General features: G+C 68.5%; 20 protein-coding genes. 7 read left to right on the top strand and 13 right to left on the bottom strand.

Going from position 1 to position 24,333, the window contains the following annotated elements:
• Positions 1-136: 136 nt before the first annotated feature.
• The 10 genes from E3T40_RS15690 to rsmI all read right to left on the bottom strand — a co-directional run bounded on the left by E3T40_RS15690 (position 137) and on the right by rsmI (position 10,737).
• Positions 137-796, bottom strand: coding sequence for a methionine ABC transporter permease (locus tag E3T40_RS15690; RefSeq protein ID WP_104169391.1), 660 nt, complete (start codon positions 794-796; stop codon positions 137-139).
• A gap of 1 nt (position 797) precedes the next feature.
• Complete coding sequence (locus E3T40_RS15685; RefSeq protein ID WP_104169390.1) at positions 798-1,859, bottom strand: methionine ABC transporter ATP-binding protein; 1,062 nt, start codon at positions 1,857-1,859, stop codon at positions 798-800.
• A 66-nt stretch (positions 1,860-1,925) separates the two neighbouring features.
• Complete coding sequence (locus tag E3T40_RS15680; RefSeq protein ID WP_134544719.1) at positions 1,926-2,795, bottom strand: MetQ/NlpA family ABC transporter substrate-binding protein; 870 nt, start codon at positions 2,793-2,795, stop codon at positions 1,926-1,928.
• 195 nt (positions 2,796-2,990) lie between these two features.
• Positions 2,991-4,796 carry an ABC-F family ATP-binding cassette domain-containing protein gene (locus E3T40_RS15675; protein WP_104169389.1) on the bottom strand — a complete coding sequence of 602 codons (1,806 nt, stop codon included), beginning with the start codon at positions 4,794-4,796 and terminating at the stop codon, positions 2,991-2,993.
• Positions 4,797-4,944: 148 nt separating this feature from the next.
• Positions 4,945-5,880: a 4-(cytidine 5'-diphospho)-2-C-methyl-D-erythritol kinase gene (locus tag E3T40_RS15670; protein WP_104193699.1), complete on the bottom strand. Its 936-nt coding sequence runs from the start codon at positions 5,878-5,880 to the stop codon at positions 4,945-4,947.
• 52 nt (positions 5,881-5,932) lie between these two features.
• Entirely contained in the window at positions 5,933-6,733 is an 801-nt protein-coding gene (gene rsmA / locus E3T40_RS15665; protein WP_233193914.1) for a 16S rRNA (adenine(1518)-N(6)/adenine(1519)-N(6))-dimethyltransferase RsmA, read from the bottom strand.
• Positions 6,734-6,981: 248 nt separating this feature from the next.
• Entirely contained in the window at positions 6,982-7,935 is a 954-nt protein-coding gene (locus tag E3T40_RS15660; RefSeq protein ID WP_233193912.1) for a TatD family hydrolase, read from the bottom strand.
• Entirely contained in the window at positions 7,928-9,490 is a 1,563-nt protein-coding gene (metG, locus tag E3T40_RS15655; protein ID WP_104169385.1) for a methionine--tRNA ligase, read from the bottom strand. The genes E3T40_RS15660 and metG overlap by 8 nt, the downstream gene beginning before the upstream one ends.
• Before the next feature lie 40 nt (positions 9,491-9,530).
• Positions 9,531-9,707 carry a hypothetical protein gene (locus E3T40_RS16480; RefSeq protein WP_166786666.1) on the bottom strand — a complete coding sequence of 59 codons (177 nt, stop codon included), beginning with the start codon at positions 9,705-9,707 and terminating at the stop codon, positions 9,531-9,533.
• Between the two features lie 163 nt (positions 9,708-9,870).
• Positions 9,871-10,737, bottom strand: a complete 867-nt coding sequence (gene rsmI, locus E3T40_RS15650) for a 16S rRNA (cytidine(1402)-2'-O)-methyltransferase (protein WP_104169398.1) — start codon at positions 10,735-10,737, stop codon at positions 9,871-9,873.
• A 39-nt stretch (positions 10,738-10,776) separates the two neighbouring features.
• Here rsmI and E3T40_RS15645 point away from each other — a divergent pair, with 39 nt between their 5' ends.
• The 3 genes from E3T40_RS15645 to E3T40_RS15635 all read left to right on the top strand — a co-directional run bounded on the left by E3T40_RS15645 (position 10,777) and on the right by E3T40_RS15635 (position 14,667).
• Complete coding sequence (locus E3T40_RS15645) at positions 10,777-12,264, top strand: dolichyl-phosphate-mannose--protein mannosyltransferase (RefSeq protein ID WP_134544716.1); 1,488 nt, start codon at positions 10,777-10,779, stop codon at positions 12,262-12,264.
• Between the two features lie 182 nt (positions 12,265-12,446).
• Positions 12,447-13,547, top strand: a complete 1,101-nt coding sequence (locus E3T40_RS15640; RefSeq protein ID WP_134544714.1) for an acyl-CoA desaturase — start codon at positions 12,447-12,449, stop codon at positions 13,545-13,547.
• Positions 13,548-13,674: 127 nt separating this feature from the next.
• On the top strand, positions 13,675-14,667 hold the full coding sequence (locus E3T40_RS15635; protein ID WP_134544711.1) for a YeiH family protein: 993 nt from the start codon (positions 13,675-13,677) through the stop codon (positions 14,665-14,667).
• A 133-nt stretch (positions 14,668-14,800) separates the two neighbouring features.
• Here the strand turns inward: E3T40_RS15635 and E3T40_RS15630 are convergent, their stop codons facing one another.
• A complete protein-coding gene (locus E3T40_RS15630) occupies positions 14,801-15,976 on the bottom strand; it encodes an FAD-dependent oxidoreductase (RefSeq protein WP_134544708.1) in 1,176 nt (391 codons plus the stop codon).
• A gap of 121 nt (positions 15,977-16,097) precedes the next feature.
• Between E3T40_RS15630 and E3T40_RS15625 the strand changes: the two genes are divergently transcribed.
• From E3T40_RS15625 to E3T40_RS15610, 4 genes are all read left to right on the top strand, one after another.
• Positions 16,098-17,390, top strand: coding sequence for an O-acetylhomoserine aminocarboxypropyltransferase/cysteine synthase family protein (locus E3T40_RS15625; protein WP_134544705.1), 1,293 nt, complete (start codon positions 16,098-16,100; stop codon positions 17,388-17,390).
• Positions 17,391-17,548: 158 nt separating this feature from the next.
• Positions 17,549-18,040 carry a CoA-binding protein gene (locus E3T40_RS15620; protein ID WP_241981810.1) on the top strand — a complete coding sequence of 164 codons (492 nt, stop codon included), beginning with the start codon at positions 17,549-17,551 and terminating at the stop codon, positions 18,038-18,040.
• Positions 18,041-18,082: 42 nt separating this feature from the next.
• Complete coding sequence (locus tag E3T40_RS15615) at positions 18,083-19,456, top strand: L-serine ammonia-lyase (protein ID WP_104193612.1); 1,374 nt, start codon at positions 18,083-18,085, stop codon at positions 19,454-19,456.
• A gap of 75 nt (positions 19,457-19,531) precedes the next feature.
• Positions 19,532-20,023, top strand: coding sequence for a LysM domain-containing protein (locus E3T40_RS15610; protein WP_134544703.1), 492 nt, complete (start codon positions 19,532-19,534; stop codon positions 20,021-20,023).
• A gap of 410 nt (positions 20,024-20,433) precedes the next feature.
• Here the strand turns inward: E3T40_RS15610 and E3T40_RS15605 are convergent, their stop codons facing one another.
• A complete protein-coding gene (locus E3T40_RS15605) occupies positions 20,434-21,483 on the bottom strand; it encodes a Gfo/Idh/MocA family oxidoreductase (RefSeq protein ID WP_104169377.1) in 1,050 nt (349 codons plus the stop codon).
• A gap of 39 nt (positions 21,484-21,522) precedes the next feature.
• Positions 21,523-24,042, bottom strand: coding sequence for an RNA helicase (locus E3T40_RS15600; protein WP_233193893.1), 2,520 nt, complete (start codon positions 24,040-24,042; stop codon positions 21,523-21,525).
• Positions 24,043-24,333 lie beyond the last annotated feature (291 nt).

Here is a 24,333-nt window from a genome sequence, read left to right as displayed (position 1 = left end):
CTCGAATAGGCCGACCCCGCGTGTACTTTCCAGCCCACGAATGTCCGGTTCGGGAGCATCACCTGAACCGGAGGTGAACGAGGGATGGCCGGCGCGGTAAGAACGCGCGAAAGATGTCCCGCACTTGGGGGTCGTCTTACCGGCGGAATGCCTTCCGGGCCAGCCAGTTTCCGAGGAACTGCACCAGCTGCACGAGCACGATGATCAGCAGCACGGCCGCCCAGGTCACCACGGGATTGAACTGGCGGTAGCCGTAGAGCAGCGCGAAGTTTCCGAGGCCGCCGCCGCCGACGTAGCCGGCTACCGCCGACATGTCCACGAGCGCCACGAAGATGAAGGTGTAGCCGAGGATGAGCGGGCCGAGCGCCTCGGGCAGCAGCACCGTGAAGATGATCCGGATCGGCCCGGCCCCCACACTGCGGGCCGCCTCGATCACACCGGGCGTCACCGTGAGGAGGTTCTGCTCCACGATGCGCCCCATGGCGAAGGATGCCGCGAGCGAGATCGTGAAGATGATCGCCGCGTTGCCGATGCCGGTTCCCACCACGGCCCGGGCCAGCGGCTGGGCGGCGGCCAGGAAGATGATGAACGGGATCGGCCGCACGATGTTCACCAGCAGGTTCAGCACCACGAAGACCCCGCGGTTCTCGAGGATGCTGCCGGCGCGGGTCAGATACAGGCCGAGGCCCACGAGCAGGCCGCCGATCCCGCCGAAGAAGAGCGTGAGGCCGACGATGTAGAGGGTCTCCCCCGCGGCGATCCAGAGTTCGGGCAACAGGTCGATCAGGCTGTCCATCTCAGCGCACCTCGGTCACGGTCGTGAGGGTTCGCACCCGGTCGAGCGCGGCGTCGATGGCGGCGTCGGCCGCGGCATCCGTCGCCCCCGGCGTGGCCAGTGCCAGCGTCAGGTGTCCGAACGACCGGCCCTGGATCTCGTTGATGCCGCCGTAGACGACCTCGAAGGTGACGCCGGCGGAGACGAACTCGCTGAACACGCGGGCCTGATCGACGCTGCTGTCGCGGAACGCCAGCGTGACGAGGCGGCCCGGGTGACGCCGCCGCAGCACGGCGAGTTCCGGCGGCGACGGGAGACCCTTGACCACGGTCGAGACGAACCGGGCGGAGGCCGCCTGCTGCGGGTTCGAGAACACGTCGAACACGTCGCCGCGCTCGATCACCCGGCCCTGGTCCATCACGGCGACCTTCGTCGCCAAGGTCTGGATGACATCCATCTCGTGCGTGATCACGATAATGGTGACCCCGAATTCCTTATTCACCCGCCCGAGCAGGTCCAGAACCTCGGAGGTGGTCTCCGGGTCGAGGGCGCTGGTGGCCTCGTCGGCGAGCAGGATGCCCGGCTGGCTGGCTAAGGCCCGCGCGATGCCCACGCGCTGCTTCTGACCGCCGGAGAGCTGGTCGGGATAGGCGCCCGCCTTGTCGCCGAGCCCGACGAAGTCGAGCATCTCGGCAACCCGGGCCCGCCGCGTCTCCTTCGATTGGCCGGCCACCTCGAGCGGGTAGGCGACGTTCGCCGCGACGGAGCGTGACCCCAGAAGGTTGAACTGCTGGAAGATCATCCCGATACCCAGCCGCACCGGGCGCAGCTCCCGCTCGGGCAGGCGGGCGATGTCGGTGCCGTTGATCAGGATCTCGCCCGACGTCGACCGTTCGAGGGCGTTCACAAGCCGCACCAGGGTGCTCTTGCCTGCCCCCGAATAACCGATGATGCCGTAGACGTCCCCGGCGTCGATCGTGAGGCTGACCTTGTCGATGGCGACGACCTCGGCCCCGCCCCGGGTCGTGGGCAGGTACACCTTGCTCACGTCACGCAGTTCGACAACGGGGGTGGGGGCAGGCATGGGACGTCCTTACTGACTGGCGTGGCGCCGGACTGTGCGGCTGTGCTGGGCTGAGGTCGGGCGGCGCTACTTCTGGGCTGCGGTGTCCTTCTCGACCGTGGCGAGGGAGGCCTCGAGGTCGGCGACCGGGGTCTGGACCATCACCGCGGAACCGGCGGACACGTCGATCACGCCATCCTGAACGGCCTTCGTGGTCTGGTAGATCTCGACCAGCTTCTGGTAGGTGGCGTTGTCCTTGTCCTTTGCGCGGGCCGCGAAAACGTTCACGTACGGGAGCGCGTTGGGGTCGGCGGGGTCGTCCTGGGCGAGGGCATCCTCAACCTTCAAACCGGCCTTCTCGACGAAGTCGTTGTTGATGATCGCGGCGGCGACGTCGGGAAGCGACGTGGCGGTGAGCGAGGCCTCGAGCGCGGTCACGGTGACCTTGGACTTTTTCTTATCGATATCGTCGAGGGTCGAGTAGATGCTGCCACCGTCGGAGAGCGTAATCAGCTTCGCCGACTGCAGTACGAGCAACGCGCGAGCCAGGTTGCTGGCGTCGTTCGGCACCGCGACGGTGTCGCCTTTCTTGATTTTGCTGACGTCGTCATACCGGGTCGAGTACAGGGCGAGCGGGTAGATCGCGGTGGCGCCGACCGGCGCGAGGTCTTCTTCGCTGGCCACGTTGTACTCGGCGAGGTAGACGATGTGCTGGAACTGGTTCAGGTCGAGCTCGCCGGCAGACAGGGCCGGGTTCGGCTGCCCGAACTCGGTGAAGTCGACGATGTCGACGGTGATGCCGGCATCCGCCGCGGCTTCCTCGTAGACGGCCCAGTATGGGTCGCTGGCGCCGACGACGCCGATCTTCACGGTCTCGTCGGCGGCCGCACCGGAGCAACCGGCGAGCAGGGCGACGAGCGGTACGACCGCGAGAGCGGCGAGCAGTTTCTTGTTCACGATGGGGTTCCCCTTGTTGGCTTCGGTGCCGTCTGGACGGCGGTGGGTGCCGACGCGATTTTGGGCACAGAGGGACCACGGGTCAAAGAGGGGTGGGAGTCTGTGCCGCTGCATCGCGAGGCACGTTCCAAGGCTAACGGGAGATGCTGCGCCGCGTGCGCGCCAACGTCACACGCGGTCACAGCATCTGCGACTTCAGCCCTCGATCAGCTCAGAGAGTTCGATCCAGCGGGTTTCGAAGCCGGCGATGGCGGACTCGAGCGTCTGCAGTTCGGTGCTGAGCACGCCGAGGCCGTCGAAGTCGGACTGGTCGTGCACGGCGAGGCTCTCGTGCAGGGCCGCGATCCGCGCGTTCTGCTTGGCGACCTTGCGATCGATGGAGGCGAGTTCCTTCTGCGCGTTGCGGAGGTCGGCGCCGCCGATGGCGAGCTTGCGCGACGCCTTCCCGCCGGAGGTGTTCGCCGCGTTCGCCTCGGCGGGCTTGTCAATGCCGCTCGTCTGCTTCTTGCGCATCTCGAGGTACTGGTCCACACCGCCGGGAAGGTGGCGGAAGCCGCCCTCGGTGACCGCGTACTGGTTGTCGGTGACGCGCTCGATCAGGTACCGGTCGTGCGAGACCACGAGGAGGGTGCCAGGGAAGGAGTCGAGCAGGTCTTCCATGGCCGCGAGCATGTCGGTGTCCAGGTCGTTGGTGGGCTCGTCGAGGATGAGCACATTGGGCTCGTCGAGCACGATCAGCAGCAGCTGCAGGCGGCGCTTCTGGCCACCGGAGAGATCCTTGACCTGGGTGGTCAGCTGGGCGCTCATGAAACCCATGCGCTCGAGCATCTGGCCGGGCGTGATTTCCTTGCCGCCGGCCATGTACGACGTCTTCTGACGGCCGATGACCTCGCTGACGCGGTCGTTCTGGATGTCGTCGAGTTCGAACAGCTGCTGGGTGAGCACGGCGACCTTGATGGTCTTGCCGCGCTTGACGGTGCCCGTGGTGGGCAGAAGTGTTCCGGCTACCAGGTTCAGGAGCGTGCTTTTGCCGGCGCCGTTGACGCCCATGATGCCGGTGCGCTCGCCCGGTGCGATGCGCCAGGTGATGTCGTTCAGCACGGTCTCCTCGCCGAACTTCACGCCGATGTCGATCAGGTCGACGACATCCTTGCCTAGGCGCTGCATGGCCATCGACTGCATCGACACGGTGTCGCGGGGCGGCGGCTCGTTCTCGATCAGCTCGTTCGCGGCGTCGATGCGGAACTTGGGCTTCGCGGTGCGGGCGGGGGCTCCGCGCCGCAGCCAGGCCAATTCCTTCTTCATCAGGTTCTGGCGCTTGGATTCGGAGGCCGCGCTCATCCGGTCGCGTTCGACGCGCTGCAGGATGTAGGCGGCGTAGCCACCCTCGAACGGTTCGATCAGGCGGTCGTGCACCTCCCAGGTCATGTTGCAGACCTCGTCGAGGAACCACCGGTCGTGGGTGACGACCACCAGGCCGCCGGAGTTCGTGGCCCAGCGGGTCTTCAGGTGACCGGCCAGCCAGGAGATGCCCTCCACGTCGAGGTGGTTGGTGGGCTCGTCGAGGAAGATGACGTCGTGGTCACCGATCAGCACGGAGGCCAGAGCCACCCGGCGGCGCTGGCCACCGGAGAGGTCGTCGACAAGGGCGTCCCAGGGGATGTCCCGCACGAGTCCCGCAATCACGTCGCGCACCTTGGCGTCGCCCGCCCAGACGTGCTCGTCGATGCCGCCGACGATGGTGTGGCCCACGGTCTGGCCCGAAGCGAGGTCGTCGGACTGGTCGAGCATGCCGATGGTGACGCCGCGCCGGCGCGTGACGCGGCCCGCGTCGGGTTCCATCCGGCCGGCGAGCAGGCGCATCAGGGTGGACTTGCCGTCGCCGTTGCGGCCGACGACGCCGATCCGGTCGCCTTCGTTGAGACCGGCGGTGACGCTGTCAAAAATGACGCGGGTGGGAAATTCAAGGTGCAGGGACTCGGCCCCGAGCAAATGTGCCATAGCTTTCGAGTTTAGCTGGCACGGCTGAGAGGCCCGCGCGCCCCGGTTTCGCACCCGGTGGCCTGACTGTTGCCGAATCGGACATCTGTTGCCGGCACACCGGCAACAGATGTCCGACCGGGCCACAGTTGCGGCAAAACGGGGGGGGCTAGTCGTGGATGATCCGGGCCCCATGCACCGGCCCGGTGGCGCGCACCACGCGCAGCCGGGACGCGCTCAGGGCGACCTGCAGTTCGAGGGCGCTGTCGGCATCCGCGACCAGGAAGGCCACGGTCGGGCCGGAGCCGGAGAGCAGGCCGGCCAGGGCGCCGTTCGCCTCGCCCAACTCGAGCACCTTGCCCAGGCCGGGGGCCAGGTGCAGCGCGGGAGCCTGCAGGTCGTTGTGCAGCGCCTCGGCCAGCATCCGCGGGTCGCCGGCCCGAAGCGCCTGCAGCACGTTGGTGTCGACGGAGGGCTGGATCTGGGCAGGGAAGATGTCCTGGGCGTGGCGTTCGCGGTGGCGGTCGAGCTCGTTGTAGACGCCGGGGGTCGAGAGGCCGAAGTCGGCGAGGGCGAGCACCCAGTGGAACTGCCCCTTGGCCAGGGCTGGGCTGAGTTGGTCGCCGCGCCCGGTGCCGATGGCGGTGCCGCCGGTGAAGGCGAACGGGACGTCAGCGCCGAGGGTCGCGGCGATCTCGATGAGGTCGTCGCGGGTGGCGTCGGTTCCCCACAGGGTGTCGCAAGCGAGGAGGCTGGCCGCGGCATCCGCCGACCCGCCACCCATGCCGCCGGCGATGGGCACGTTCTTCTCGATCGAGAGGCGCACTCCCCCGCGATAGCCGGCCTTGCGGGCCAGGGCGCGCGCGGCCTTGATGGCGAGGTTGCTGCCGTCGACGGCGAGACCCGAGGCGTCTATGGGGCCGGTGAACACGACCGAGAAGTCGTCGGCCGGCCAAGCGCGCACGTCTTCGAACAGTGACACGGCCTGGTAGGCGGTGGCCACCTCGTGGTACTCGTCTTCGAGGACCGCACCGACCTTGAGGAAAACGTTGATCTTGCCGGGCGCCCGCGCATGCACCACGGGGGAAGGGGCCGGGTTGGTCATGTGACTAACCTAGCCCAGCCGCACAGTCGCGACTGCCCCGCGGCGGCACGCGTCAGTGTGCGGCGAGCTGGGCGCGGGCGATCGCCAGGAAGTCCTCGACCGTGAGCTGCTCGCCGCGCTCGGTAGGGTCGATTCCGGCGTGCGTCATGATCTCGGTGGCACTCGATGGGTCACCGAGAACGGAGGACAACGACTTGCGCAGCATTTTGCGGCGCTGCTGGAACGCGGCATCGACGAGGGCGAAGGTGGCGCGGCGCAATTCCTCGGATTCGAGCGGCCGGGCGCGCCGTTCGAAGGCGATCAGGATCGAATCGACGCCGGGAACCGGCCAGAACACCTGACGGCTGACCTTGCCGGCGGGGCGGAATGCCCCGTACCAGGCGGCCTTGACGCTCGGGCTGCCGTAGACCTTGCTGCCGGATGGCGCCGCGAGGCGCTCCCCCACCTCGGCCTGCACCATGACCACTCCGGCCCGGATGGAGGCGAAGTGCTCCAGCAGGTAGAGCAGCACCGGCACCGACACGTTGTACGGCAGGTTCGCCACGAGGCGGCTCGGGTCGCCGGGCAGTTCCGTGATCTTGAGCGCGTCGTTGCGGATGACGGTGAGCGGCGCGCCGGGATGCATCAGCTCGACCGTCAGCGGCAGCTGCTCGGCGAGCCGGTCATCGATCTCCACGGCCACGACGGTCGCGCCGGTCTCGAGCAGCCCCAGCGTGAGGGATCCCAGCCCGGGGCCCACCTCCAGCACGGTGTCGCCGGGTGAGACGGTTGCGACCCTGACGATGCGGCGCACGGTGTTGCCGTCGATGACGAAGTTCTGGCCGAGCTTCTTGGTGGGGTTGACGCCCAGCATCTCGGCCAGGTCGCGGATCTCGGCGGGGCCGAGGAGGGACCGTGCGCCGGGAGCGGCGGCTGGAGCAGCAGCGGGTGCTGCAGCGGGTGCTGCAGCGGGATCCGCGGGCTCGGCATCCGTTTCGAGAGCGGATGCCGGCTCCGGCACGGCGGCCGGCGCGGCGTGCCGGCCGCCGGTCACTTCGTCGCTGACGGGTCGGGTGCCGGCCTCGGGTTCGTCTCCGGGAGCGTAGCCGTGGCGGGGCGGGGTCATGCGAGGCCTCCGAACGGGCTCGTGTCGGGCTCTGGCTCGGTGACCGTCACCGGTTCGGCGTCCCACCGTCCGTAGACGAGTTCGGTGTTGGACGAAATCTGGGTGGCGAGAATGGTGGCCTCCGTTTCGAGGTGGTCCGCCATGGCGCGCAGGGTGTGCGGCAGCAGGTACGGCGCGTTCGGGCGGCCGCGGAAGGGTGCGGGGGTGAGGAACGGGGCATCCGTCTCGACCAGCAGCAGCCGGCGCGGCACCGCGGCCAGGGCCTCCCGCAGATTCTGGGCGTTCTTGAAGGTCACGGTTCCCGCGAACGAGAGGTACCAGCCGTTGTCGGCGAGGATGCGGGCCATCTCGATGTCGCCGGAGAAGCAGTGGAAGACGGTGCGATCGGGCGCGCCGACCCGCAGCAGGGTCTCGATCACCGCGGCGTGGGCGTCGCGGTCGTGGATCTGCAGCGCGAGGCCGTTCTGCTTGGCGATGTCGATGTGCGCCTCGAAGGAGCGGAGCTGGCTGGCGTGTCCTTCGGGGCCGGTGCGGAAGAAGTCCAGTCCGGTCTCCCCGATGGCGACCACGCGCGGGCGCGTCGCCAGCTCGGCGATCTCAGCCAAGGCGTCGTCGAGGGTGCCGGCGGCCTCGTAGACCGGGGCCTCGTTGGGGTGGATGGCGACGGCCGCGAGCATGCGCGGCTCCCGGGCGGCCATCGCGGCCGACCAGCGCGAGGTCTTCAGGTCGCCGCCGACCTGGATGACGCCGCGCACGCCGACGCTGGACGCGCGGTCGAGCTGCTCGGCCACGCTGAGCGACTGGTCGCCGTCGGCGATCTCCAAGTGGGTGTGGTTGTCGTAGACCGGCACGACGAGCGGGTCGGGCTGCGGCGGGTAGCTCAGGTCCCGGCCGGCACCTTTTTCGCGCTGGCGCACGGGGCCGGCTTCGGGCCCGGGCTCGTCAGCCAACCGTGGCCTCGATGCGTGGGAAAAGCGCCTCGAGCGGGGAGACCCGCGGGCCGCCGGTCCACTCCCAGGCCCGGTCGATGCGCTGGTCGGTGACCAGGCCGATGCCGCCGAGGGCGGTCCAGAGCTTCGCCGTGGCCTGCGGTACGACCGGCGAGAGCAGCACGGCGAGCGTGCCCAGTCCGCGCACGGCGGTGACCAGCACGGCTTCGAGTCGGTCCCGGTTGGCCGGGTCCTTCGCGAGCGACCACGGCTCCTGGGCGGTGATGTAGCCGTTGAGCTCGTCGACCAGTTCCCAAATCGCGGCGATGGCGTCGTGGATGGCGAGGTGTCCGATGGCCAGTGTGGCGGCATCCGTCACCCGCTTCTCGGTGCCGCGAATGAGCTCGTCGGCCTCGCTGAAGTCGCCGGCGACGGGGATCTCGCCGTCGCAATAGCGCACGACCATGGCGATCACGCGGGAGGCGAGGTTGCCGAAGCCGTTGGCCAGCTCGGACTGGTACCGGGCGGACAGGTCTTCCCAGGAGAAGGAGCCGTCCTGGCCGAAGCTGATCGCGCGCATGAAGTAATAGCGGAAGGCGTCGGAGCCGAACGTATCCGTGATCTGGCTTGGGGCGATGCCGGTGAGCTTGGACTTGCTCATCTTCTCGCCGCCCACGAGCAACCAGCCGTGGCCGAAGACCTGCCGAGGCACCTCGATGCCCGCGGCGAGGAGCATTGCAGGCCAGATGACGGCGTGGAAACGCAAAATATCTTTGCCCACGACGTGCGTCGCCGGCCAGAGGCGGTTGAACTTCTCGTCGTCGTGGCCGTAGCCGGCGGCGGTGATGTAGTTGAGCAGGGCGTCGAACCAGACGTAGACGACGTGGCTGTCGTCCCAGGGCACCTTGATGCCCCAGTCGAAACTGGAGCGGGAGATCGACAGGTCGCTGAGGCCCTGCTTGACGAAGGATATTACCTCGTTGCGCGCCGACGCGGGCTGTACGAAGTTCGGGTTCTCCTCGTACAGGGCGAGGAGCTGGTCGGCGAACGTGCTCATCCGAAAGAAGTAGTTTTTCTCGTGCAGCAGCTCGCAGGGGATGGAGTGGATGGCGCAGACCTGCTGCCCGGCGTACTCGCCGACCCCATCGATGAGGTCGCTCGGCTGCTTGTACTCCTCGCAGCCGACGCAGTAGAAGCCCTCGTACTCGCCGGTGTAGATGTGGCCGGAGTCGTAGAGGTGCTGCAGGAACTTCTGCGCGTTCACTTCGTGGCGCACATCAGTGGTGCGGATGAAGTCGTCGTTTCGGATGTCGACCGTCTTCAGCAGCGGCTTCCAGGCGGTTTCGACCAGACGGTCGGCCCACTCCTTCGGCGTGACGCCGTTGGCGGTCGCGGTGCGCAGGATCTTCTGCCCGTGCTCGTCCGTTCCGGTGAGCAGCCAGGCATCCTCGCCGGACTGCCGGTGCCAGCGTGCGAGCACGTCGGCAGCCACCTCGGTATAGGCGTGCCCGATGTGGGGGACATCATTCACGTAGAAAATGGGCGTGGTGATGTAAAAAGATGAGCCGTCGGACATGCTCTCATCCTATTAGGAGCAGCGGATGACGCTGGCCGTGTTACCTTGTGCCACGATCGTCGTGGTGATCGTCGTGGTGCGGGTGGCCGAAGTCCGGCGGCAGCACCTCCTGCGCGGCCGGGCCCGGGTCCGGTTCGGGGCGGCCGATCACGGTGGCTCCGCGCAGCTTCGCCAGCTGGGCCGCGATGCCGCCCACTGCCCCGGCCGCGTCATGCACGCGGATGGTGCGCCTCGGACGCGGGGCGACATCCTGTACCGCATCCCGCGCCCGTGCCTGCGCGTGCGAATTCGACGGAGATTTTCGGTAATCTGGCCCGATTCGGCCCGAATCGGGCCGCGGCGGGCAAAATATCCGTCGAATTGGTTCGGAGCAGGGAACGTCAGGGCAGAGGCAGAGCCTGGAAGTCCGCGCGGGCCGCGGCGGGCTTGCCCGTCTTGCGCTCCAGCGCCGCCTCGTAGAGGGCGCGCTTGCCGAGCCCGGTGGCGGCGGACACGTCGGCGGCGGCATCCTTGAGACGGATGCCCGACTCCACCAACGCGAGCACCTCGACCACCCCGGTCTCCAGATCCAGCACGCGTGCCTCCGCCCCGGCGACCACGATGGCGATCTCGCCCTTGACCCCGCCGGCGGCCCACTCAGCCAGCTCGGTCGCGGTACCGCGCTTCACTTCCTCGTAGAACTTGGTCAGCTCACGGCAGACCACGACGCGGCGCCCGGCCCCGAGCACCGCAGCCAGATCGGTCAGGGAGGCCGCCAGCCGGTTGGGCGATTCGAAAAAAACCATTGTGCGCCGCTCCGCGGCCACCTCGCGGAGGGCCGAAACCCGGTCGCCGTGCTTGCGGGGCAGGAACCCCTCGAAGGTGAACCGGTCCGTCGGCAGCCCGGACACGGCGAGCGCGGCGAGCACGGCCGACGGCCCGGGCAACACCGACACGACGACGCCGGCCGCCACCGCGGCATCCACCAGGTGGAAACCCGGGTCGGATACCGTCGGCATCCCTGCGTCGCTGAGCACCAGGATGTCGGTGTCGCGGGCGAGTTCGACGAGTTCGGCCGCCTTGCCGCGCTCGTTGTGGTCGTGCAGGCTGATCAGCCGCGGGCGGTTCTCGATGCCCAGGGCCTTGAGCAGGTGCACGGTGACCCGAGTGTCCTCGGCGGCGATAATCGTCATCGTGCCGAGCGCCTCGATCAGACGCGTTGACGCGTCGCCCAGGTTTCCGATCGGGGTGGCAGCCAGGAGGATCATGGTCCCAGTCTCGCAGCCACGGATCACTACGATGGTCACGTGTTCGTGACAAGCCGCGTTTTCTTCTGGGCCGGGCCGCTGGCGGTGACCCTGCTCGCGGCGGTGCTGCGACTCTGGAATCTCGGCGTGCCGCACGCGCTGGTGTTCGACGAAACCTTCTATGTGAAAGACGCCTGGACTCTCAACAACCTCGGCTATGAGTCAACCTGGCCCGAGGGGGCGGACGCCCTCTTCGCCGCCGGGCAGACCGATGTCTTCCTGTCCGACCCGTCGTTCGTGGTGCATCCGCCGCTCGGCAAGTGGCTGATCGCACTGGGTATGGCTGTCGTCGGCCCCGAACACAGCTGGGGCTGGCGGATCGCCACCGCCCTGATCGGTGTGCTGGCGGTCGTGCTGCTGATGTTGATCGCGAAGAAGCTGTTCGGGTCGACCGTGCTGGCCGTGATCGCCGGGTTCCTTTTCGCCATCGACGGCAACGCCATCGTGATGTCGCGCGTGGCCCTGCTGGACAACTCCGTGATGTTCTTCGCACTTCTCGGGTTTGGCGCTGTGCTGCTCGACCGGGACCGGCACGCCACCAGGCTGTCTGCCTGCCTGGTCCAGGCGCGTGAGGCCGGGCGGGAGCCGGGCTGGGGGCCGACCCTGTGGCGGCGGCCCTGGCTGCTCGCGGCCGGCCTTGCCTTCGGGCTCGCCTGCAGCGTCAAGTGGTCGGGCATCTACTTCCTCGCCGCCTTCGGCGTCTACCTTGTTTTCGTCGACGCCCTCGCCCGGCGCCGCGCCGGGCTCCCGTTCTGGTTCAGCGCCGCCGTGCTCAAGCAGGCGCCGGCGACCTTCCTGCTGATCGTGCCGGTGGCCGTCGTCACCTACCTGGCCTCCTGGACCGGCTGGTTCGTCACCCGGGGAGGCTACTACCGCGACTGGGCCACTATGCCGGAGGCCGCGTGGACCGGCGCCCTCGCCTGGATTCCCGACTCGGTGCAAAGCTTCTGGCACTACCAGGTGGCGGCTTACACCTATCACGTGGGGCTCTCCACGCCGCATCCGTATCAGGCGAACCCGTTGACCTGGCTGTTCATGAGCCGCCCGACAAGCATGTACTACCGCGGCTCCGCTCTGGGCGAGAACGGATGCGACGTCGCCACCTGCTCCGAGGCGATCACCGGCATTGCGAATCCGATGATCTGGTGGGCGGCCACGGCGGCGGCCTTCTACCTGGTGTATCGCCTGGCGCGCTACCGCGAGTGGCAGGTCGGCCTGATCCTGATGGGGCTGGTCGCCGGCTACCTGCCCTGGCTGATGTACCTGAACCGCACGGTCTTCCAGTTCTACACGATCGCGTTCGAGCCCTACCTGCTCCTCGGCCTCACTTTCGTGATCGGCGTCCTGCTCCCCCGGGCACGCTGGGTCGTGCTGAGCTTCCTGGTGGCGGCCGCGCTCCTCAGCGCGTATTTCTACCCACTCTGGACGGGCATCCAGACCCCGTTTACGTTCTGGCAACTGCACATCTGGCTTCCCAGCTGGCGCTGACTTTCACGTGCTTTTCCGGGAAATTGAAAGCCACTTATATGCCTCTGTGGGCATATACCGACTGGGAAAGCGGTGTGAAAGCACCCGTCTCCAAGGGGTCCGGCCCATAGGATATGGATATCTGTTTTACGAGTGTCTGCTCCATCACCGACTGAGAAGTCCGGATACAAACCAGAGGCCTCATGTCGGAAGCTGTTGTCGCACCCACGGTGCGCATTGTCAAGACCCGCCCGGGTGGCGATTCGAAAAACCCCACCACCGAGTATTCATCGCTGCTGCACACCGTGCGCAACCTTGGACTTCTGAAGCGCGCCACCGGTTTCTACTGGTTCGTCTTCTCCATGCTTGTGCTCGCCACCCTGGGAACCGGGACCGCGTTCGTGCTGCTCGGCGACAGCTGGTACCAGCTCATCGTCGCGGGCGTGCTCGGCATCATCCTCACCCAGTATGCGTTCCTCGCCCACGAGGCGTCGCACCGCCAAGTGTTCGAGGGCGGTCGCGCGAATGACCGTGCCGGGCGCATCCTCGCCAACCTGTTCGTCGGCATCAGCTACGCCTGGTGGATGAACAAGCACAGTCGTCACCACGCCAATCCGAACGTCATCGGCAAGGACCCGGACATCGCCCCCGACTTCATCGTCTTTCGGGAAGAGGACGCAGCGAAGGTCAGCTGGCTCGGCTCGTTCGTCACCCGCAAGCAGGGCTATCTCTTCTTCCCGCTCCTGATGGCCGAGGGGTTCAACCTGCACGTGCAGGGTTTCAAAACCGTCTTCGGCAAGAAGAAGGTCGACAAGCGCTGGCTCGAGATCAGTATGCTGACCACCCGCATCGTGCTCTACGTCGCCGCGATTTTCTACTTCCTCCCCGTCGGCATGGCGTTCGCGTTCATCGGCGTGCAGCTGGCCGTCTTCGGTGTCTACATGGGGGCGTCCTTCGCGCCGAACCACAAGGGCATGCCGCAGCTCCCCCACGAGAGCAAAGTGGACTTCCTCCGCCGCCAGGTGCTCACCTCCCGCAACATCCGCGGCGGCACGTTCATGGACACGTTCATGGGCGGGCTCAACTATCAGGTCGAGCACCACCTGTTCCCGAACATGGCCCGGCCGCACCTGCGCAAGGCCCAGGAGATCACCAAGGAATACTGCAAGACGCACAACATCCTTTACACGGAGACGTCGCTCTTCGAGTCCTACGGCATCGTCATCGCTTACCTGAACAAGGTCGGGCTCGGCGCCCGGGACCCGTTCGACTGCCCGATGGTCGCCCGTTTCCACCACCGGTAGATCGGCTGCAGCACTCCGACGAGCCGTGAGCAAAGCCCCTGTCCCCGTGCGGGAGAGGGGCTTTTCTCACGGGTCGGCGACGGGTACCAGGCCCGCCGCGGGCAAAGATGGCCGTAAACTCGGTGCAATGTGGCTGCCCGGTGTGCTGGTCGCGGCCGCGGCCGCGCTGCTCGCCGGAATCGCCCACGCGGTCTTCCCTGCCCTGCCGCTGCTCACGCTCGCTGTCACCTTCGGAATCGTCGCCGGTAATCTCCCGGTCGCCCACCGTGCGTTGACGGGAGTCCTTTCCCCGGGCCTGAAGCTCGCGGCCACCCGGTTCATGCGCATCGGCATCGTGCTGCTCGGCCTGAAGCTGAGCCTGGTGGACATCCTGGGCCTGGGCTGGGTGACCATCATGACCACCGTCCTGATCGTGCTGCTCACCTTCGTCGGCACCTACTGGCTCGGGCGCACGGTTCGCCTGCCCGGCCGCCAGCCGATCCTGATCGCCACCGGCTTCTCCATCTGCGGGGCGTCCGCGATCGGCGCGATGAGCGGGGTGGTCAAGGCGAAGGATGTCGACACCGCCACCCCGATCGCCCTGGTCACCCTCTGCGGCACGCTGGCCATCGCGGTGCTGCCGGTGCTGTGGCATCCGCTCGGTCTGACCGATCTGCAGTTCGGGCACTGGGTTGGCGCCGGCGTGCACGACGTCGGCCAGGTCGTCGCGACCGCGCAGATCGCCGGGCCCGCCGCGCTGGCCGTGGCCGTCGTCGTGAAGCTCACCCGGGTGCTGCTACTCGCGCCGATCGTCGCCGTCATCGCCGTCGGCGAGCGCCGCCGCGAGACGCACGTCGCCGCGGTGACGGATGCCCCCGTGTCCCGCCCGCCGCTCGTGCCCCTGTTCGTGGCCGGTTTCCTGGCCGCCGTTCTCGTGCGCACATTCGCCCCGCTGCCGGACGCCGTGTTGGCCGGCGCGGACACCGTGCAGACCTACCTGCTCGCGGCCGCGCTCTTCGGGCTCGGCGCCGCCGTGAACCTCGGTTCCATCCTGCGCACCGGAGGCAGGGCCCTCCTCGTGGGTCTGACCTCCTGGACGTTGATCGCCACCCTCGCCCTCGCCGCCGTGCAGCTGCCCTGAGCCGGTGTCAGCGGCTCCGTCCCGAACGAATTCGACGGAGATTTTGCCCGAATCGCACCCAATCAGGCCGAAAACGCACTTTCAGAGCAGAATCTCCGTCGAATTGGTTCGACGCCGAACAGCGAGGTGGCGCTCAGCGGCGGGAGAGCCAGCCCCCGGCCGCGGCGTTCGGCGCACGGTTCAGGGCGAACCGCGGCGGAGCGGCTGCGGTGCCCGTGGTCAGGTCGGCGAGGATTCGCCCGACCGTCGGCGTGAACTTGAAGCCGTGGCCGCTAAAGCCGGCCCCCACGATCACGGGGCCCACCCGGTCGAGCACGAAGTCCTCGTCGGCCGTGGTCGTGTAGGTGCAACTGACCGGGTCGAGCGTGTCGGGGTCGGCGCCGGGCAGCCATTCGCGCACATAGCGCGCCAGGGCAGCCAGCTGAACGGGCTCGGGCTGGAAGCTGCGCGCATCCGGGTCGGTGCCGGGACCCACGCCGTGCCAGCCGGCCTTGATTCCCTGGCCGGGCGTGTACATGCCGTAGACCGGCGAGTACCAGTATCCGTAGCGCGGGTCGGACCAGGCGGGCGCATGGTTGAAGCCGGGCCACTCGGTCTCGGCGTGTGCGGCGGCGGCCGGGGAGGCGTCGCGCAAGGCGAAGTGCGCCGGCTGCTCCTGCGTCACCGTGAGGCGCGGCATCGGGATCACCCCGGCCAGCAGGGCGCTGGTCCACGCGCCGACCGTGACGACGGCCCGACGGGCGATGATCGTGCCGGCCTCGTGGGTCACCCGCACCCGGTCGTCGCCCTGCACCTCCAGGCGCTGCACGCGGATGCCGTGCCGCACGTCGGCCCCGGCGGTCTGCAAGGCGGCCTGCAGGGCGGTCACCGCGGCATCCGCGTTCACCCGGCCGGCGTCGGGGGCGAACAGCACCCGGCCGTCGAAGCGGATGCCCGGCCAGCGTTCGGCTGCGGCCTCCGGGGCGAGGAACTCGGCGCCCAGGCCCACCCGGGCCAGCATTGCCGCCACTCGGTCGAACGACGGATTCGCCCCGTGATTGACGACGCCGACCTGACGCAGGAGTGTGCTCTGCGTCTCGGCTTCCAGCTCGCGCCAGAGCGACAGTGCCTCGGCAAGCATCGCCACGTAGGTAGGTTCGGCGTAGGCGGTGTTGAAATTGCGGGAGGCGCCGTGCGAGGCGCCGTTGAGGTGCCCGGGCGTGAACCGCTCCAGCACGGTGACCGGCCGGCCCCGACGCGCCAGCTGCCAGGCCGTCGCCGACCCCATTGCCCCGCCGCCGATGACGACCGTCTCCACGCGCTCTTCCATGCCCTTATCCTGCCCGACCGGGCGGCAGGCGCGGGCACCGGGGCGGCCGCAAGTCGGCATCCGTTTCGCACTGTTACGCCCTTGTCCCGACCCCGCCGCCGATCATCGCTAACGTAAGGCCATGGCAGATCGCGAATACGGTTTCAAGACCCGGGCAATCCACGCAGGCAACATCCCCGACGCCGTGACCGGCGCGCGGGCCCTGCCGATCTACCAGACCAGCGCGTTCGTCTTCGATGACGCGTTGGATGCCGCCGCCCGCTTCGCCCTGCAGAAGTACGGCAACGTCTACTCCCGCCTCTCGAACCCGACCGTGGCGGCCTTCGAGGAGCGCGTGGCCAGCCTCGAGGGCGGGCTGGGCGCCGTCGCCACCGCCAGCGGCCTGTCCGCGCAGTACATCACCTTCGCCAGCCTCGCCGGCTCGGGCGACCACATCGTCTCCAGTGCCAACCTCTACGGCGGCTCGATCACCCAGCTCGACGTGACGCTGCGCCGGTTCGGGGTCGAGACGACGTTCGTGCGCAGCGCCGACGCGGCCGACTACGCCGCCGCGATCACCGAGAAAACCAAGCTGATCTTCGCCGAGACGGTGGCCAACCCGTCCGGCGAGGTCGCCGACATCGAGGGACTCGCCGCCGTCGCCCACGCGGCCGGGATCCCCCTGGTGATCGACTCGACCATCGCCACGCCCTACCTGACCCGGCCGATCGAGTGGGGCGCCGACATCGTGATCCACTCCGCCACCAAGTTCCTCGGCGGGCACGGCACCACCCTCGGCGGCGTCGTCGTCGAGAGTGGACGCTTCGACTGGCACAGCGACAAGTTCCCGCTGTTCAGCGAACCGGTGCCCAGCTACGGCGGTCTCGAGTGGGCCGGCAACTTCGGCGAGTACGCGTTCCTCACCCGCCTGCGCGCCGAGCAGCTGCGCGACATCGGCCCGGCCCTCTCCCCGCACTCCGCGTTTCTGCTCGCCCAGGGCGTCGAGACGCTGCCGTTCCGCATGCAGGCGCACGTGGACAACGCGCGCGCGGTGGCCGAGTGGCTCGACGCCGATCCCCGGATCGAGTACGTCAACTGGGCCGGGCTGCCGGCCCACCCGCACTACGACCGCGGCCTCAAATACCTGCCGAAGGGCCCCGGATCGGTCTTCAGCTTCGGCGTGAAGGGCGGCCGCGACGCCGGGCGCACCTTCATCGAATCGGTCGACCTGGCCAGCCACCTCGCCAACATCGGCGACGCCAAGACCCTGGTCATCCACCCGGCCTCCACCACCCATGCGCAGCTGAACGAGACCCAGCTCGTCGACGCCGGCGTGTTGCCCGGCCTGGTCCGCATCAGCGTGGGCATCGAAGACGTCGAGGACATCATCTACGACCTCGACCAGGCCCTTGGCCGGATTGCGGGGACCAAATGAGCGAGCACCACGTGAACATCGACGCCACCCCCGACGCCACCCCCGACGCCACCCCCGACAGCGACGCCGCAACGGTCACGGATGCCGCCGCGCACGACACCGTGCACCTCGCCAATGGGCTCAGCTGCTCGGTTCCCACCGGTTCCCCCCTCGCGAAGCTGCTGAAATCCCAGCGCACCTGGGTGGGTCCCGACGCCAAGGCCCGGCTGAAGATCCTGCGGGCGGCGAAGTCCATCGCCATCGTCGGCGCGTCGCCGAATCCGGCCCGCTCCAGTTATTTCGTGGGTACCTACCTGCAGCAGTCGAGCGACTACCGGGTCTACTTCGTCAACCCGAACGCGAAGACCATCCTCGGCGAGACGGCGTACCCGGACCTCGCGTCGCTGCCCGAGGTACCCGATATCGTCGACGTGTTCCGTCGCGCCAGCGACATCCCGGCCGTGATCGACGAGGTGCTCGCAATCGGGGCGCCCACCGTCTGGGTGCAGCTGGGCATTTGGAACCAGGAGGCCGCCGAATACGGCGAATCGAAGGGACTCACCGTGGTGATGGACCGCTGCATCAAGATCGAGCACGCCCGGTTCCACGGCGGGCTGCACCTCCTCGGGTTCGACACCGGCCAGATCACGGCGCGCAAAACCATCCGCTGATCCGTCCCCGGGGCGCAACCCCGGCACGGTTACGATGGTCGGATGACTGCGTATGTGTCGGCACTCGACCTCTTCTCCATCGGCATCGGCCCCTCCAGCTCCCACACGGTGGGCCCGATGCGGGCGGCGCTCACCTTCGCCGACCACCTACGCGATGCCGGTCTGCTCGCCGACGTGGCCCGAATCGGCTGCTCGCTCTACGGCTCGCTCGGCTCGACCGGACTCGGCCACGGCACGCCCGACGCAGTCCTGGCCGGCCTCTCCGGGCTCCGCCCCGAGACCTGCGACCCGGATGACGTGCGCTTCGCCTGGTCCGGCCTGGCCGACGACGCCGTGCTGATGCTCGGCGGCAGCCATGCCATCCCCGTGCGAAAGGATGACGTGGCCTTCGAGGCGCGCACCCGGCTGCCCGGCCACCCCAACGCGCTGACCCTCACGGCCTGGGGGCACGACGCCGTCCCCCTGCTCGAGGAGACCTGGTACTCGATCGGCGGCGGCTTCATCCGGCGCGACGGCGACCCGATCGGCCCAAGCAGGGCCGTGCCACAGCCGCGGCAGTACTCCTCCAGCGCCGAACTCCTCGCCCTCTGCGACCTCTACGCCGTCGCAATCTGCGACATCGCCCGCGCCAACGAGGAGACGATCCACGGGGCCGAGGCGCTCGACGTCGGCCTCGACGCGATTTGGAACGCCATGAGCGACTGCGTGGAGTCAGGGCTCGAGGCCACCGGCACCCTCCCCGGCGGCCTTCAGGTCAAGCGCCGCGCGGCGGCCGTGCGCATGCAGCTAGAGGAATATGACCGGCTGCCGTTGCGTGAACGCGATACCTCGACCGAATGGCTGCATGCATTCGCCCTCGCCGTCAACGAGGAGAACGCCTCCGGCGGCCGCGTGGTCACCGCCCCCACCAACGGCGCGGCCGGCATCATCCCCGCGGTCGGCCACTACTACCTGCGCTTCGTGCCCGGGGCGGATGCCGCGGGAATCCGTCGCTATCTGCTCACCGCCGTCGCCATCGGTTCGCTCGTAAAGGCCAACGCCTCCATCTCCGGGGCGGAGGGCGGCTGCCAGGCCGAGGTCGGCTCCGCTTGCGCCATGGCGTCCGGCGCACTCTGCGCCGTTCTCGGCGGCACGCCGCGGCAGGTGGAGAACGCGGCCGAGATCGCGATGGAGCACCACCTGGGCCTCACCTGCGACCCCGTCGGCGGGCTCGTGCAGGTGCCGTGCATCGAGCGCAACGCCATCGCCGCGTCGACCGCCGTGTCGGCGGCCCGGCTGGCCCTGCACGGCGACGGCACGCACCTCGTCTCCCTCGACGCCGTGATCGAAACCATGCGCCAGACCGGCCTGGACATGTCGACCAAGTACAAGGAGACCAGTGAGGGTGGCCTCGCCGTCAACGTGATCGAGTGCTGACATCGCCACTTGCGCCCTAAACTTGACGCATCCGCTCGGGGGCACGAACGGAACTTTCTTCGAGGGGGACATCCGATGAATTCTGCGCGGCCGACAACCACACGTGTCCGGGCGCGGGTCGCTCTGGCCGCCATGCTGCTGCTCCCGCTCGGCCTCGTCGGGTGCGCCGGCGCCCCGGCTCCGGTGGTCACCGCGACGGTTACCCTCACGCCGACGCCCACTGCGACTCCCACGCCCACCCCCACGCCGACCCCCGAGCCCGATGCCCCGGTTGTGCCGAATCCGACTATCACGCCCAACGCCGAGGCCGTGCCCGTGGAGCCGCTGCCCGAGGGCCCGGCCGTCGACCTTGGCGCCAGTACGGGGGCCACCGGCGCCCCGGTCACCGATGGTACGGGCGCCCCGACCAGCTACTCCGTGTTGGAGGGCGACGACTTCTTCGCCATCGCGCAGCGGTTCGACCTACCGGTGCAGCAGCTGTTGCGCATGAATCCGTCGGTGTCGGGTCTCGGTGAGAATATCTACATCCGGGACGTGATCAACCTCGACTGGACCACCACCGGGTAGCGCGCTCAGGGGTACATTCCCAGCTTCTCGATAAGGCTCCGGTAGCCGGATCGTCAAGGTGGTGACACGCCTCGAACGTCGGGGCGGCACGGCAGTGGGGTTCCCACGATTCTCCGGGCCGAGACCGACGCGGAAGCGGACGCTCCGGATGGCACCGCCATCCACGCGGGAGAGCATTCTCGCGGGACGGTCGGGGCGGCCCTGCAACAACTCCGTTGCGAACGAATTCGACGGAGATTGTGGCCGGATCGCACCCGGTCACGCCGAAAACGCACTTTTACAGCAGGATCTCCGTCGAATTGGTTCGACACCGGGCACGGCCCTCCCTAAGCGATGGACAGCGTCCACGCGGTAGAGTCGGCCCCGTCCTTCCGGGTGCGCCGCAACGGCGGGGCCGGGACGCACGTGCCTTAGTGCGTCAGCAGGTTGATGCGCTCGATCAGGGTGATCGTGCGCAGCGACTCCCGCGGGTCGACCGGGATCGGAGCCCCACGCAGGATCGCGTCGGCCAGACCGGTGTAGAACGCCGCATAGTTGCCGCGCTCGGTCGGCACCCGGGTCAGCGCGCCGTCCCGTCCGAGTACGCCCCAGGCGGACTCCGGGTCGACGCCGAAACCCGGGTCGGTCGGTCGGGCACCCGCCTCGAGGGCGGTCTCCTGGCCGTCGAGGCCCCACTTGGTGTAGCCCGCCTCGGAGCCGAGGACGTGGAAGCGCGGGCCGACCTGGGCGGCGATCCCGTTCATCCACAGGTGCGAGCGCACCCCCGACCCGTGGTGCAGCGCCACGAAGGTGTCGTCGTCGGCGACCCCACCCGGGCGTCGAATGAGGGTCTCCGCGTAGACGTCGTCGACCGGGCCGAACAGTTGCAGGGCCTGGTCGATCAGGTGGGCGCCGAGGTCGAAGAGCACCCCGCCGCCCTGTTGGATGGTCGCGCCGACCTTCCACGATTTGGTCTGCTCCGGCTTCCACCATTCGAACCGGGACTCGAACCGGCGCACATCGCCCAGCGCCCCCGCTGCGATTACGCCGCGCAGGGTGAGGAAGTCGCCGTCCCAGCGCCGGTTCTGGAACACGGTGAGCGGCAGGCCGAGGCTCACGGCCTTCTCGATCAGGCCGCGGCCTTCCCGGGTTGTCACCGCGAAGGGCTTGTCGACGACCACGGCGAGCCCGGCGTCGAGGGCGGCGTGGGCGAGTTCGACGTGCGTGCCCGACGGTGAGCCGATCACGACCAGGTCCAGGTCGTCCGCGGCGGCGAACAGGTCCTCGGCGGTCGACATCAGGCGCACCCCCGGGTGACGCTCACCGGCCTGCTCGCGCCGCACGGGGTCGCGGGTGACGATCAGGTCGAGCGAGAACTCGGGGTTCGCGCCGAGGAGCGGGCTGTGGAACACGCGTCCGGACGTGCCGAACCCGATCAGTCCGGTGCGGATTGGGGCGACGGATGCTGGCGACTGCGTCATGCTCCCACGGTACTCCCGGTGCGGCTTCCTCCCGGCCCGCTACAGCCGGTCGACGCCGGTGACGCGCAGGACGGCGGCGCCCAGCTCGTCGGAGTCGGCCAGGTCGACGGTGGCACTGATGCCCCAGTCGTGGTCCCCCGCCGGGTCGTCGAATATCTGCCGCACGGTCCAGACGGATGCGCCCTCGTCGAAGATGATCAGGTCTGCGCTGCGCGCATTCGCCCCGGTCAGCAGCTCGTCGTGCTCGGCGAAGTAGCCGTCCATGGCATCGACCCAGGCATCCGTGTGGAAACCGTGTTCCCGGTCAAGCTCGCCCAGGGCGTCATAGTTCTCGAGCGCGGCCAGCTGCACCCGGCGGAAGAGCTCGTTGCGCACCAGGATGCGGAACGCGCGCGCATTGGTGGTCAGGCGGCGGGGCGCGGGCGGCAGCACCGACTGCGCAGCATCCGAGTGCACGGCGAGGTCCGGGTGGATGAGTTCCTCCCACTCGTCGAGCAGGCTCGAGTCGACCTGGCGCACCAGCTCGCCCAGCCACTCGATCAGGTCGAGCAGGTCTTCCGTCTTGGCGTCGTCGGGGATGGTTTGTCGGGCGGCCCGGTACGCATCCGAGAGATAGCGGAGAACGACGCCCTCGCTGCGGGCGAGCTTGTAGAAGGCCACGAACTCACCGAAGGACATGGCCCGCTCGTACATGTCCCGCACGACCGTCTTCGGGCTGAGCTCGAAGTCGGCGATCCACGGCTGGGATTCCTTGTAGGTGGTGAAGGTGACGTGCAGCAACTCCTCGAGCGGCTTCGGCCAGGTGATCTCCTCGAGCAGCGCCATCCGCTCGTCGTATTCGATGCCCTCGCGTTTCATGGCGTTCACGGCCTCGCCGCGGGCCGCGAACTGCTGGCCCATCAGCACCGGGCGCGGGTTGTCGAGGGTGGCCTCGACGATGGAGATCATGTCGAGGGCGTAGTGGCCGCTGCCGGGGCCGGCCACATCGGGGTCGGCGTCGAGCAGGTCGAACGCGGCGAGCGCGAACGGCGACAGTGGCTGGTTGAGGGCGAAGTTGGGCTGCAGGTCGACGGTGAGACGGATGTCCCCGGCCGCGCTTTGCTCCACGATCCCTGCCGCGCGCAGGGTCTTGTAGATCCCGAGGGCACGCCGGGCGTGCGCGAGCTGGCGATTCCAGGGTTCGTGGTTGTCGAAGATCAGGTCGTGGACGTGGGTGAACGCGTCACCGCCGCGCCCGATGACATTGATCAGCATCGCCGCGGTCATCTGCATGCTCGAGTGCATCGTTTCCGGCTCGGCCGCCACGAGCCGCTGGAACGAGGGCTCACCCCAGGACACGAAACCCTCGGGCGCCTTCTTGCGGATGATCTTGCGCTTCTTCTTGGGGTCGTCGCCGGCCTTCTCGATGGCCTTGAGGTTGTCGGTTTCGTGGTCGGGCGCCTGGATGACGACGGTGCCGGCCGTGTCGTAGCCGGCCCGGCCCGCGCGGCCCGCGATCTGGTGGAATTCGCGGGCGTTGAGCTGGCGCATCTTGACGCCGTCGTACTTGGTGAGTGCGGTGAAGAGCACGGTGCGGATCGGCACGTTGATGCCCACGCCGAGGGTGTCGGTGCCGCAGATGACGCGGAGCAGGCCGCGCTGGGCGAGCTGCTCCACCAGGCGGCGGTACTTGGGCAGCATGCCGGCGTGGTGCACGCCAATGCCCATCCGGATCAGCCGGGACAGGGTCTTGCCGAAGCTCGTGGTGAAGCGGAACTCGCCGATCAGCTCCGCGATCGCCTCCTTCTGTTCCTTGGTGGCGACCTTGACGCTGCTGAGGGCCTGAGCCCGTTCGAGCGCGGCCGCCTGGGCGAAGTGCACGATGTAGATCGGAGCCTGCCCGGTTTTCAGTAGCTCCTCCACCGTTTCGTGCACGGGCGTGGTCTGGTAGTAGTAGTGCAGCGGAACCGGGCGCTCCACGCCCGTGACGACCGCGGTGGTCCGACGGGTGCGGCGCGAGAGGTCGTTGGCGATGAACGTGACGTCGCCGAGGGTCGCCGACATGAGGATGAACTGCACCCCGGGCAGGAGCAGCAGCGGCACCTGCCAGGCCCAGCCGCGGTCGGGGTCGCCGTAGAAGTGGAACTCGTCCATCACGACCTGGTCCACAGGAGTGTCCTCACCGTTTCTCAGGGCGAGGTTGGCCAGGATCTCCGCCGTGCAGCAGATGATCGGGGCGTCGGAGTTGACCGAGGAATCCCCCGTCATCATGCCCACGTTCTCGGCGCCGAAGATCTCCACCAGCGCGAAGAACTTTTCGCTGACGAGGGCCTTGATCGGCGCCGTGTAGAAGGTGCGCTTGCCGGCCGAGAGCGCGGCGAAGTGCGCACCGACGGCGACCAGGGACTTACCGGTGCCGGTCGGGGTGCTGAGGATCAGGTTCGCCCCGGAGACGATCTCGATCAGGGCCTCTTCCTGCGCGGGATACAGGGACAGACCCTGCTCCCCCGCCCACGTTTCGAAGGCCTCGAACAGCACATCCGGATCGGTGACATGCGGGAGGGCGGTGAGAGTTGCCATGATCCTTCGATCCTGCCCTATTCCACTGGGCATCCGCTCCGCGCCCGGCGGCCGGGTCGGAACCGAGCATTGTCTCTCCTCCGGCTGAGCGTGAACACAGGGACGATATGCCCGATCAACGCGGCCGTCACGGGCCGTTGCGGAGGACTCACAGGCCGCAAATCTAAGCTGGCGACATGGCCAGCCGCGACGTTTCCTCGTCCTCACTTCCGACGCCGCCGACGCCTCCCGCGCCCGGGCCGCCGGCCCGATCGGCCTCGGCACGGCTCGGGCGGCCCGCGACGGCCGGCG

It is taken from the genome of Cryobacterium sp. TMT1-19, assembly GCF_004403055.1.
Classification (GTDB): domain Bacteria; phylum Actinomycetota; class Actinomycetes; order Actinomycetales; family Microbacteriaceae; genus Cryobacterium; species Cryobacterium sandaracinum.
This window is presented reverse-complemented; position numbering and strand designations above follow the sequence as displayed.

Bases quoted from the DNA above. Each gene is read 5' to 3' on its own strand.
- E3T40_RS15690 (WP_104169391.1), bottom strand. From the start codon at position 796: ATGGACAGCCTGATCGACCTGTTGCCCGAACTCTGGATCGCCGCGGGG.
- E3T40_RS15685 (WP_104169390.1), bottom strand. From the start codon at position 1,859: ATGCCTGCCCCCACCCCCGTTGTCGAACTGCGTGACGTGAGCAAGGTG.
- E3T40_RS15675 (WP_104169389.1), bottom strand. From the start codon at position 4,796: ATGGCACATTTGCTCGGGGCCGAGTCCCTGCACCTTGAATTTCCCACC.
- E3T40_RS15670 (WP_104193699.1), bottom strand. From the start codon at position 5,880: ATGACCAACCCGGCCCCTTCCCCCGTGGTGCATGCGCGGGCGCCCGGC.
- rsmA (WP_233193914.1), bottom strand. From the start codon at position 6,733: ATGCTGGGCGTCAACCCCACCAAGAAGCTCGGCCAGAACTTCGTCATC.
- metG (WP_104169385.1), bottom strand. From the start codon at position 9,490: ATGTCCGACGGCTCATCTTTTTACATCACCACGCCCATTTTCTACGTG.
- rsmI (WP_104169398.1), bottom strand. From the start codon at position 10,737: ATGATCCTCCTGGCTGCCACCCCGATCGGAAACCTGGGCGACGCGTCA.
- E3T40_RS15640 (WP_134544714.1), top strand. From the start codon at position 12,447: ATGTCGGAAGCTGTTGTCGCACCCACGGTGCGCATTGTCAAGACCCGC.
- E3T40_RS15635 (WP_134544711.1), top strand. From the start codon at position 13,675: ATGTGGCTGCCCGGTGTGCTGGTCGCGGCCGCGGCCGCGCTGCTCGCC.
- E3T40_RS15630 (WP_134544708.1), bottom strand. From the start codon at position 15,976: ATGGAAGAGCGCGTGGAGACGGTCGTCATCGGCGGCGGGGCAATGGGG.
- E3T40_RS15625 (WP_134544705.1), top strand. From the start codon at position 16,098: ATGGCAGATCGCGAATACGGTTTCAAGACCCGGGCAATCCACGCAGGC.
- E3T40_RS15615 (WP_104193612.1), top strand. From the start codon at position 18,083: ATGACTGCGTATGTGTCGGCACTCGACCTCTTCTCCATCGGCATCGGC.
- E3T40_RS15610 (WP_134544703.1), top strand. From the start codon at position 19,532: ATGAATTCTGCGCGGCCGACAACCACACGTGTCCGGGCGCGGGTCGCT.
- E3T40_RS15605 (WP_104169377.1), bottom strand. From the start codon at position 21,483: ATGACGCAGTCGCCAGCATCCGTCGCCCCAATCCGCACCGGACTGATC.
- E3T40_RS15600 (WP_233193893.1), bottom strand. From the start codon at position 24,042: ATGGCAACTCTCACCGCCCTCCCGCATGTCACCGATCCGGATGTGCTG.